Below are 10,692 nucleotides of genomic sequence, written 5' to 3'. Positions count from 1 at the left end.
GTCCCGTCCGAATCCTACGGAAAGGTCCCGCGGTACGGCGCGTCGTGGTTCCCGGGCTGGAACCCCCGCCGTCAGGACTCCCCGCGGAGATCCTCCTCGGCGAGGTCCAGCCCCGCCTCGATGACCGCGTTCATGATCCTGGCGATGCGGGCCTCGCCGAGCCGCGGGGCGTGCCGGGCCATCGCGGCGACGAGCCGACGTTCGCGGTCCAGGTCGCGCCCGGCGAAGCCGCCGACGGGTTTGAGGCGCTGGATCCTGCCGGCGAGCTCGGCGCGGCGCTCCAGCAGGACCGCCAGGGCCGCGTCCACGCGGTCGATGGCCGCGCGGGCGTCGGCGATCGAGTCGGGCTCGTCGGAGCCGAGCAGGGCGTCGACGAGCGCCGCGGTCTCGCCCGCGGTGTCCGTCTCCGCCCGCTCCGCCCGCGAGCGCCGGTCGCCGAGAGGTCCGCCGTCGAGAAGCGCGCCGTCACGGACCCCGGCGTCGGGAGGCTGCGCGTCGGCAGGCCCCGCGTTCAGAGGTCCGGCGTCGTACCGAGATGCTGTCATCGTGATCACTGTTCCGGGTGTACGGCCGCCTGCCGGGACGACCGGTCCTGCGGCGGTGCGGGTTCTGTCGCAAAGAAACACGAAGGGCAGAGACGAAGGTCTCTGCCCGCTGCCGGCTCCGGACGGTCGCTGTCTCATGCCTTCACGACCGGACTCCCCGAGCCGGCCACCTAAACAGACATGCGCGATCCACACATGCAGCCTAGCAGCCCCTGCCCGACCCCCGGATGATCAATCTCATATGACGGACACCAAGTCCTGCGCATTTCACCACATAAGGGTCGGGGGTCACGGTCTCACATCCAGACAGCGACAAACCTCGCACCTTCCAATAGTCATTTTTTTGCAAAGCTATGGGAAGATTCACGGGTTCTGGGAGGGGGTACACGCGGGTGATGACCGCAGCGGAGCCGGGACGTCGGGTGGCCGGGAGGTACCACCTGATCGAGCCCATCGGCCGGGGCGGCATGGGCATCGTCTGGCGTGCCCACGATGAGCTTCTCGACCGGCCTGTCGCGGTCAAGGAGGTCCGTTACAACGGCGCGATCGGGGACGAGCTCCTCGACCTGAACCGGCGGACGATGCGCGAGGCCCGCGCCGCCGGGCGGCTGACCCACCCCAATGTGGTCGTCGTCCACGACGTGATCGAAGAGGACGAGCGCCCATGGATCGTCATGCAGCTCGTCCCCTCCCGATCGCTCGGCCAGGTGATCCGCGAGGACGGCCCGCTGCCGCCGGAGCGGGTCGCGGAGATCGGCCTGGAGGTGCTCAAGGCCCTGCGCAGCGCGCACGCCATGGGGGTGCTGCACCGCGACGTCAAACCCGAGAACGTGCTGCTGGCCGACGACGGCCGGGTGGTCCTCACCGACTTCGGCATCGCGCGGGTGGAGACCGACAGCACGATGACCCGCACGGGGCTGGTCGGCACCCCCGCGTTCATGCCGCCCGAGCGGCTGCGGGGCGGGCCCGCCCAGCGCGAGTCCGACCTGTGGTCGCTCGGCGCGACCCTGTACGCGGCGGTGGAGGGCAAGCCGCCGCACGACAAGGGCGCCCCCCTGCCGACGATGCACGCGGTGCTCATGGACGAGCCCGAACCCGCCGTGCACGCCGGGCGGATGGCGCCGGTGATCGAGGGCCTGCTGCGCAAGGACCCCGCCGAGCGGCCGACCTACGAACAGGCCGAGCGCATGATGCGCCAGGCCCTGCTCCCCGAGCCCGTGTCGCCGCCGGAGCCGCCGCCCTCCGCCTCCCGGCGTACCTCCGCGCCCTATCCGCAGACCGGTGACGTGCCCGGTGACCTGCCGGGCGCCGCGCCGAGCCGCCGCCCGCCGGCGGCGGGTCCCGCGTCCGGGGGCCCGTCCGCGTCCCCGTCGCGGCCCGCGGCTACGCCCGGCGTCGGCGAGGGGGACGCCGGCCCGCCCGGCAGGGCCGTACCGCAGACGGGGTTGTCGCTTGCGGCGGAGGCGCCCGCCCCGGCGCGGCCCGGGACGAAGAAGCCGGCCACGAAGGCGGCGGGCCCGGCCCGGGGCGGCGACACCCGTCCGGAGACCCTCCCGCCCGGCGCTCCGGCCTCCGGCGATCCGAAGGCACGCGGACGCGCGTCGGGTGCGGACGGCGACCGAGACGGGAGCCCCGAGGCGGCGCAGCAGCCGGACGCCCCCGGCGACGCCGGTGCCCGGAAGTCCTCCGGCACGCGAAAGCCCGCGGCCGGTGGCGGCCAGACCGGTGGCAAGGCCGGTACGGCGGGTTCCCGTGCCGCCGGAGCCGCCACAGCCGCCGAAGCCGCTGGAGCACGGTCCGAGGCCGCCCAGTCCCGCGCCGACGACTCCGAAGACCCCGACCAAACCCGGGTGGCCCGCACCGGTGCCACGCGTCCCGAGACCGCGGGCTCCGGTGAGCGGGGTTCGTCCGCCGCGAAGTCGGGCACGGCCGCCTCGGCGGCCAGGAAGCCCGGGTCCGGCGCGGGCCGGGCGGGCGATGGCCCGAAGGCCGGTTCGGCGACGGGCTCCGGGAAGTCCTCGGGTTCCGCGGCCGAGGCTCCCGATCAGGCCTCCGAGGCGGACGGCCCGGCGGACGGCGCCGCGAAGGCCGCCTCCTCCCGCTCCGGCGCCTCGAAGACCGGGGCGAAGAAGACGACCGGCCAGTCCTCGGGCGCACGCGGGTCGAAGGCGGCCAAGGCGGCGACACCCGCCGAGGAGTCGATAGGACCGGAGGACCCGACCCTGCCCAAGGCCCGTGTGGCCAAGCCCGCCGCAGGGCGGTCGGCGGCGAAACCGGCCGGGAAGCCGGCCGCCGCGACCGGCTCCGGCGGCACCGCAGGGAAGGGCGGCAAGTCGTCCGCGGCGACGTCGCAGGGGTCCACGGAGGCGACCGGGACGTCTTCGGGCGCGAAGGCGGCCGATCCGGACAAATCCGCGGACACCACCCGGACGCAGAAGATCAGCTCGTGGGCGCTCGACATGCTCGGCACGGGGCGGTCGTCGTCCTCCAAGGCCGGCGCGGAGGGCTCTGAGCGGTCCGATGACGCCTCTGGCGAGCCCTCGGCGGCGAGAAAGGCCGGAAAGCCCGGCGCGTCCGTACGAGGGGTGGATGAGCCCGCGTCCGCGGAGGGTGCAGGGTCGCCGCGTACGGGTGAAGCCGAGCCACGCGAGGACGACGGAAGCGGAACCGGCAAAGCGGCGGGGAGCAAGTCGAAGGCGACCTCCGCGTCGGCGAAGGACACCAAGAACGACAAGCCGGGCGGATCCGCCGCCAAGCCGCCCTCGGGGACGTCGAAGTCCACCGGTGCCTCCGGCGCGAAGGGCATGGGCGCCTTCGGCTCGTCCCGGCCCGTCGTCGCCGCCTCCGGAACGCGGGCCCTCGGCGCCTTCGCCTCGTCCGCGTCCGAGGACTCGGGCCGATCCGGGGACGAGGACGGCGGATCCGGCGCTCGTGCCGAGGACGCGAAAGGCGCGGCCAAGGCGGGCTCCGGCCCCTCGTCCGCCGAGCCCGGGGGCACGCGGCGGCTGGAGGGGCTGCTTTCCACGGGCACGGACGACACCGGCTCCGGCAAGGCCGCCGCCCAGCGGACGGGCGACGAAGCCGACGCGGACGCGCGGAAAGCCGACGCCGAGCGCGCCCGCGCCTCCTCCGGGTCCGGAACGGCGCAGGAGGGGAAGGGGACCGCGCGCGGCTCCGACGCCAAGCGGTCGCAGGAGCAGGGCGGCCAGCGGCCGAAGCGGGTCGGCAGGATCTCGCCGTTCCCGCCGCCGTACTCCAAGCCCTCGCCGCAGTCCCAGCTCAGGTTCGCGTCGGAGACGGACACCGGCCGTTCCGCCGGGCCGGAGTCCGGCGTCACCGCCGGGTCCGACTTCTGGCAGCACCAGACGACGCGGTCGGTGTCGCTGGGCGGCGGGCTCTCCGGCCTGATCGCCAACCCGATCACGAAGATCATCCTGGTGGCGGTGCCCACCATCGTCGTCGTGGCCGTCGTCGCCGCGCTGCTCGGCATGCGGGACGCCCAGAACTCCGTCTCCCGGCGCGACGGCACCCAGACCGGCGCCCCGGCGACCTCCGCCCCCTCCGAATCAAAGCCCGGCGCCTCGCAGAGCGGCGGCTCCTCCGGCGGAGGCAAGGAGCAGTCCGTCAACGTCGATCCGACCGCCTCCGCCCCGCCGTCGTCGGCGAACCCGTCACCGGAGGCCTCCTCCCCCGAGCCCAAGCCGAGCGCGTCCAAGAGCTCGGCCTCCGGGTCGGGCGAGATTCCGGCGGGCTGGCGGCGGTACAAGGACCCCACCGGGTTCTCTCTCGCGCTGCCCAAGGGCTGGCGGGTGTCCGAGCGCAGGGGGACCCAGGTCTTCTTCCGCGGGGACGAGCGCAGCACGTTCCTGCTGATCGACCAGACGACGTCGCCCAAGTCCAACGCGAAGAAGGACTGGGAGCAGCAGGAGAGGTTCAGCCGCTACCGGTTCTCGGGCTACAAGCGGGTGCGGATCGAGTCGGTGGACTATTTCAAGACCGCCGCCGACTGGGAGTGGACGTACAACTCCGGAGGGGCGCGGCTCCACGTGATCAACCGCGGCTTCGTGACCGACAAGAAGCACGGCTACGCGATCTACTGGAGCACGCTCGACAAGCGGTGGAAGAAGAACCTGCGCTACTTCAAGACGTTCACGGAGACCTTCCGGCCCGCCAAGTGAATCCGGGAGCCGCCCGGAGGCGCGACGCGCCCTCCGGACGCCCTGCACCGCCGGGTCTCTCGATTGTCCGGGAGTCCCGCATGGTGGTCCGAGGCATGGCACGATACGAGGAGATGGGAGGGGTTGGACCTTGTTCACCATGCTTGGGCGATCGTGGTTCACCACGCTTCGGCGATCGTGCGTCCGCAGGCGCACGGGAGTGAGCGCTGCGTGTGACAGCCCCTTCTCGCCGGACATCATCGACCGCCCGTACGGGCGCCGGCCCGTTCCGCTCCCCCGAAGGGATGGCTCGGAAACGCCCCGCCCGTCCGGGGCCGTTCCCGGTACGCCGCGCCGCGTGGGCGGCCCGCCCGCCGGGTTCGGGTCACGCTCCGGCGGCGTGCCGCGGTCCCGGGGCCGCCGGTCGGCGCGCTCAGGACCGTTTGGGGCGTGCCAGCGTACGGACTCATTCATGACCACTGCATAGGAACGGTTGAGTGGACTCGCAGCCACAGCGCCGGATCGCCGATCGGTACCGCCTGCTCGAACCCATCGGCCAGGGCGGCATGGGCGTGGTCTGGAAGGCTCACGACGAGCTGATCGACCGCGTGGTCGCCGTGAAGGAGGTCTTGCACCAGGCGATCCGGGAGGAGGACAGGGAGAGGTTCAACCAGCGCACGATCCGGGAGGCCCGGGCGGCGGGACGGCTGTCCCATCCGAACGTGGTGGTCGTCCATGACGTCATCGAGGAGGACGGCCGCCCCTGGATCGTCATGCAGCTGGTCCACGCCCGCTCTCTCGGCGACGTGCTCAAGACCTCGGGGCCGCTGCCGCCCGAGCGGGTGGCGGCGATCGGTGCGCAGGTGCTCGACGCGCTGCGCACCGCGCACCAGGCCGGGGTCCTGCACCGGGACGTCAAGCCCGAGAACGTGCTGATCGGCGACGACGGGCGGGTCGTGCTCACCGACTTCGGCATCGCCACGATGACGCAGGAGACGGCCCTGACGATGTCGGGCCAGATCACCGGCACGCCGGCGTTCATGCCGCCCGAGCGGCTCAACGGGCTGCCCGCCGTACCCGAGTCCGACCTGTGGTCGCTGGGCGCCACCCTGTACGCGGCGGTCGAGGGGCACCCGCCCTTCGACCGGGGCGCGCCGGTGCCGACGATGGCCGCCATCCTGCACGAGCAGCCGCGGCCGACGCGCAGGGCGGGGCCGCTGACCCCGGTCATCGAAGGGCTGCTGCGCAAGGATCCCGCCGAGCGCATGGACGCCCGCCAGGCCGACGAGATCCTGCGGCGGGTGGCCGCGGGGGGATCGTCCGCGGCGTCCCCGTCGGAGGGGCACGGTGGGCCCGGACCCGGCGCGGGACGGTTCGGCCCTGGCGACTCCGGGGCCGGACGAGCCACCGCCGACGCCTTCGGCTCCGGTGGACCCGGACCGGGCGGGTACGATCCAGGCGCATACGGTTCGGGCGCATACGGTTCGGACTCTGCGGCGTCGCACCCTTCCGGCCCTTCCCACCCGCAAGGACCGGCACCCGGGTACGCCGCGGCCGGCGCGGGCCATGTCCCGCCGAGTGCCGATTTCAGCCACATGCCCACCGGGCCGGGCATGGGCGGACATGGGGCCGCCGGTGTTCGGGGGACCCTTCCCGACCAGTGGTCGCAGCCGCCGCGATCGCCCGGTCACGACCCGGGCCAGGCTTGGGGGAGCCCGCCGCCGGGTCCGTCCGGGCAGACGACGCCGACCTATCCCGAGGGCCATCCGGGATTTCATCCCGCCAAGCGGTCGAGAGGCGGGCTGATCGCCCTCACCGTCGCGGTTCCGTCGCTGATCGTGGCCGGCGGGGCCGTATGGTACGCCCTGACCAGCGCCGGGGGCGGCACACCCGGACCCACCACCTCGGCCGCCATCACCACTCCCGGCGCGACCGACTCCACGCCACCGCCTTCCCCCGCACCCGAGTCCCCCACGCCGAGTCCCTCGCCGTCGCCCACGCCGACCGCGGACCCCACCGAGGACAAGGTGACGGCGCCCCCGGGCTGGCGGCTGCACAAGGACCGGGGCGGCTTCACCATCGCGCTGCCGCGCGGCTGGACGGAGTTCCTGCGATCGCCCACCAGCGTCAAGTTCCACGGTCCCGGCTCGACCGGATACCTGCAGATCGACTGGACCGAGGCCGAGGAGCCGATCCTTGATCCGGTCGCGGCCTGGGAGGACCTGGAACGGCGCGTGCAAGAAGAGGGCAAGTTCCCGGACTACCGCCGCCTGCGCATCGAACAGCAGCGGTTTCTCGGCCAGGAGGCGGCCGACTGGGAGTTCACCTGGCGGCTTCCCTCGGGCACCATCGCCCACGTGCTCAACCGCGGCTTCCGCACCGAGAACGGCAAGCCGTTCGCCGTCTACTGGCAGACCCGGGACTCCGACTGGGATCGGGACACGCGCTTCCTACGCGCCTTCCTGAACACCTTCCGCCCGTCCTGACGGCGTCCCGTACGCTCCGGCGGGGGGCCAGGAAGCCGCGGTGTCCGGAGGCGCCCGGTGCCATCAGAGGCGCCGCGAAGCCTCCTCGCTGCCGGGTGCCCGGCGTCCGGCAGCGAGCAGTCCGAAAATGGGGACGGATCGGTGAGGCCGAGGTGCATGAGGAGTCGGCGAGCGGGGAGCGGGGCGCGCTGGAGGACGCCCACTACTGGCGGCACGGGGCCCTGCCGGGGATCGACCTGCTCAGGGCCAGATATGTCACGCATCGATTCACCAGGCACGCTCATGACGGTTACGTGGTGGCCGTGGTCTTCCTCGGCGTCGAGGCGTTCCACTACCGGGGCGAACTGCACCGGGCCGGCCCCGGCCAGGTGATCATCCTCAATCCGGATCAGGACCACACCGGGCAGGCCGGGGACCCCGACGGCTGGGCCTATCGCGTCCTGTACCCCCCGGTCGACGTCATGACCGAGATCGCGGCCGATTTGTCCATGCCGACGGGCACGCCGTATTTCGCGGACGCCGTGGTGCCCGATCCGCACGCCGTCCGCCTGCTGATCGCCGCCCACCAGGCGGCCGAGCAGGCCGACAGCCTGGTGACGTCCACGCTGACGCGCACCGCGTTCGGGCACCTGCTGCGCCGTCACGCCTCGCCGCCGCCCGCGCGCCGCGTGCCCTCGGCGGGCCAGTCCTCGGTACGGCTCGCCCGGGAGATCCTGCACGAGCGGCTGGCCGATCCGCCCGCGCTGGAGGATCTCGCCGCCGCCGTGCAGGCCCGGCCGTTCCCCCTGCTGCGCGCCTTCAAGCAGGCCACCGGGCTTCCTCCGCACGCCTACCTGAACACGGTGCGGGTGCGCCGCGCCCGGCAATTGCTGGACGCGGGCGTTCCCCCGGCCCAGGTCGCGGCCGACGTAGGCTTCACCGATCAGGCCCACCTGACCCGGCACTTCAAGCGTGTCGTCGGCGTGACCCCGGGGGCGTACCAGCGCGCCCGTCTCGGCGTCATACGGCAGCCCTCCTCTCGCCGCGAATCGGGGTGAATCCGCACGCGGCTCCCGGGCACGGCCTGCGGCCAAGCCGACACGTACAGGCGCGCTTGCGGGCTTTCGTCTCCACGGTCCTCAAACGCGCCCCCGGCGGTTATCGGACGCACGGAACGCCCGGCGGCCACGAGCGGCGCCTCACCGCGCCCGACCGCCTGCGGTACGTGCCGCAGGAACGTACAAGACCAGGTCATTGCCGTCACATAACCTCACCTCACATGAAAGTGACATCAACACGGCCTGACCTGGGAATTTCCTCCGCCCGGAGGGCCGGGATCGGGGTCGGGGTCGCCGTGGGATGCTCCGGCGTCGCCTTCGGCGCGGCGGCGATCACGGCGGGGCTGGACGTCGCGCAGGCGTGCGTGCTGAGCCTGTTCGCGTTCACGGGGGCCTCGCAGTTCGCGCTGGCGGGCGTGGTGGGCGGGGGCGGAGACCTGGTGGCGGGAACGGCCGGGGCTCTCCTGCTCGGCGCGCGCAACGGCCTGTACGGCCTTCGCCTGGCCGGTCCCCTCGGCGTACGCGGGCTGAAACGGTTCGCCGCAGCACACGCGGTGATCGACGAGACCACGGCGGTGGCGACCGCTCAGCTCACGGACACGCGGGCCGATCACACCCGCGACGCGAGCCCGCGCGGCGACGCCGGTCCCGGAGACGGCGCCGATCGCGCCCACCGCCCCGGGACGGAAAGCCGGTCCGGGCATGAACAGGCCGGGCTTGAGCAGGTCGAGCGTGAGGACGAACCCGCCGTCGAGGATCGGTCCCGGCTCGGGGACGGACTCGCGGACGAGGCGGTGAACAGACGCGCCCGCGCCGGGTTCTACGCCACGTTCGTCAGCCTGTACATCGCGTGGAACCTGAGCACGCTCGCCGGTGCCGTCGGCACCTCGCAGGTGGCCGACCCGGCGGTGCTGGGGCTGGACGCGGTCGGCCCGGCCTGCTTCCTCGCCCTGCTGTGGCCCCGGCTGTCGGCCGTCGGCGCGAACGGCGTGCGCGCGGTCGCGATCGGCGGCGCGGCGATCGCGCTGGTCGCCACGCCGCTGCTCCCGCCGGGGATCCCCGTCCTGCTGGCCTCGGTCGCCGCCCTCCCGGCGATCCTCGTCCCGTCCCTCGGAGCCCGGCGGAGGGCGGGGCGATGAGCGCGACCTGGTGGGCGGTGATCGCCACCTGCATGGGCTGCTACCTGCTCAAGCTGGCCGGGCTGGCGGTGCCGCGCAAGGTGCTTGAGCGGCCGGCGATCCGGCGATTCGCGGAGCTGGCGCCGGTGGCGCTGCTGTCGGCGCTGATCGCCGTGCAGATGTTCGCGGCCGGGCAGGAGCTGCGGTTCGACGCGGCGCGCACGCTCGGCCTGGCGGCGGCAGTGGTGGCGCTGCTGCTGCGCGCGCCGTTCCTGATCGTGCTCGCCGTCACCGCGGCGGTGACCGCGCTGGCGCGGTTCATGGGAATGTGAACGAGGATCTCGGGTACGCCCGACGATACGGCGGCGATGATCTGTCGAAGATCTGTCGGTGAGCCCGCCGACGACGGTGCCGGGGTCAGGACTCGGCGGCCAGGATCTCCAGGGCACGCGCGAGATCCTCGGGGTAATCGCTGGTGAACGAGACGTACTCCCCCGTGGTCGGGTGCTCGAACGACAGGGAGACCGCGTGCAGCCACTGACGCTTCAGCCCCAGCCGGGCCGCGAGCGTGGGGTCGGCCCCGTAGAGCATGTCGCCGACGCAGGGGTGGCGCAGCGCCGACATGTGCACGCGGATCTGGTGGGTGCGGCCGGTCTCCAGCCCGATGTCGAGCAATGACGCCGCCCGGAACGCCTCGATCGTGGTGTAGTGCGTGATGGACGGCTTGCCGCCCGCGACCACGGCGAACTTGCCGTTGCCCGCCGGGTGCCGGTCGATCGGGGCGTCCACCGTGCCGCGCAGCGGATCGGGGTGCCCCTGCACGAGCGCGTGGTAGCGCTTGTCGACCGTGCGCTCCTTGAAGGCCCGCTTCAGCCGGGAGTACGCCGTCTCGCTCTTGGCCACCACCATGGCGCCGGTCGTGTTGGCGTCGAGGCGGTGCACGATGCCCTGGCGTTCGGCCGCGCCGCTGGTGGCCACCCGGTGCCCGGCGCCCAGCAGGCCGCCGATGACCGTGGGGCCGGTCCAGCCCACGGTGGGGTGGGCGGCCACGCCGATCGGCTTGTCGACCACGACGATGTCGTCGTCCTCGTACAGGATGCTCATGCCGGGCACCGGCTCGGCGACCGGCATCGGCGTGGTCGGCGGCGGCGGGATGCGCACCTCCAGCCAGGCGCCGGCCCGCACCCGCTCCGACTTCGCCGGGGCGACGCCGTCGAGCAGCACGTCCCCTGCGGCGATGAGTTCGGCCGCCCGGGTACGGCTCAGCCCGAACAGCCGCGACAGGGCCGCGTCCAGCCGCTCCCCCTCCAGGCCGTCCGGCACGGGCAGGCTGCGCTGCTCGGTCATGC

General features: G+C 73.4%; 7 protein-coding genes. 5 read left to right on the top strand and 2 right to left on the bottom strand.

Going from position 1 to position 10,692, the window contains the following annotated elements; genetic code table 11:
• Positions 1–71 precede the first annotated feature (71 nt).
• Positions 72–365 (bottom strand): chorismate mutase, encoded by a 294-nt coding sequence (locus AB0K60_RS23280; protein ID WP_364059131.1) that lies wholly within the window; start codon positions 363–365, stop codon positions 72–74.
• A gap of 575 nt (positions 366–940) precedes the next feature.
• Here AB0K60_RS23280 and AB0K60_RS23275 point away from each other — a divergent pair.
• The 5 genes from AB0K60_RS23275 to AB0K60_RS23255 all read left to right on the top strand — a co-directional run bounded on the left by AB0K60_RS23275 (position 941) and on the right by AB0K60_RS23255 (position 9,675).
• Positions 941–4,723 (top strand): protein kinase, encoded by a 3,783-nt coding sequence (locus AB0K60_RS23275; protein WP_364058594.1) that lies wholly within the window; start codon positions 941–943, stop codon positions 4,721–4,723.
• Positions 4,724–5,199: 476 nt separating this feature from the next.
• Entirely contained in the window at positions 5,200–7,188 is a 1,989-nt protein-coding gene (locus tag AB0K60_RS23270; protein WP_364058591.1) for a protein kinase, read from the top strand.
• A 152-nt stretch (positions 7,189–7,340) separates the two neighbouring features.
• Complete coding sequence (locus AB0K60_RS23265; protein WP_364058588.1) at positions 7,341–8,225, top strand: AraC family transcriptional regulator; 885 nt, start codon at positions 7,341–7,343, stop codon at positions 8,223–8,225.
• Positions 8,226–8,446: 221 nt separating this feature from the next.
• The gene (locus tag AB0K60_RS23260) at positions 8,447–9,364 is read left to right on the top strand and encodes an AzlC family ABC transporter permease (protein ID WP_364058584.1); all 918 of its coding nucleotides are present in this window, start codon (positions 8,447–8,449) and stop codon (positions 9,362–9,364) included.
• Positions 9,361–9,675: an AzlD domain-containing protein gene (locus AB0K60_RS23255; protein ID WP_364058581.1), complete on the top strand. Its 315-nt coding sequence runs from the start codon at positions 9,361–9,363 to the stop codon at positions 9,673–9,675. Before AB0K60_RS23260 ends, AB0K60_RS23255 begins: the two co-directional genes overlap by 4 nt.
• Before the next feature lie 85 nt (positions 9,676–9,760).
• Here AB0K60_RS23255 and AB0K60_RS23250 read toward each other — a convergent pair whose 3' ends face one another.
• Complete coding sequence (locus AB0K60_RS23250) at positions 9,761–10,690, bottom strand: RluA family pseudouridine synthase (protein ID WP_364059128.1); 930 nt, start codon at positions 10,688–10,690, stop codon at positions 9,761–9,763.
• Between the last annotated feature and the right edge of the window lie 2 nt (positions 10,691–10,692).

Origin of the sequence: Thermopolyspora sp. NPDC052614, from assembly GCF_040678635.1 — a bacterium.
GTDB lineage: Bacteria > Actinomycetota > Actinomycetes > Streptosporangiales > Streptosporangiaceae > Thermopolyspora.
This window is presented reverse-complemented; position numbering and strand designations above follow the sequence as displayed.

Excerpts from the sequence above, each read along its gene's own strand:
- AB0K60_RS23275 (WP_364058594.1), top strand. The coding sequence starts at position 941 with ATGACCGCAGCGGAGCCGGGACGTCGGGTGGCCGGGAGGTACCACCTG.
- AB0K60_RS23260 (WP_364058584.1), top strand. The coding sequence starts at position 8,447 with ATGAAAGTGACATCAACACGGCCTGACCTGGGAATTTCCTCCGCCCGG.
- AB0K60_RS23255 (WP_364058581.1), top strand. The coding sequence starts at position 9,361 with ATGAGCGCGACCTGGTGGGCGGTGATCGCCACCTGCATGGGCTGCTAC.
- AB0K60_RS23250 (WP_364059128.1), bottom strand. The coding sequence starts at position 10,690 with ATGACCGAGCAGCGCAGCCTGCCCGTGCCGGACGGCCTGGAGGGGGAG.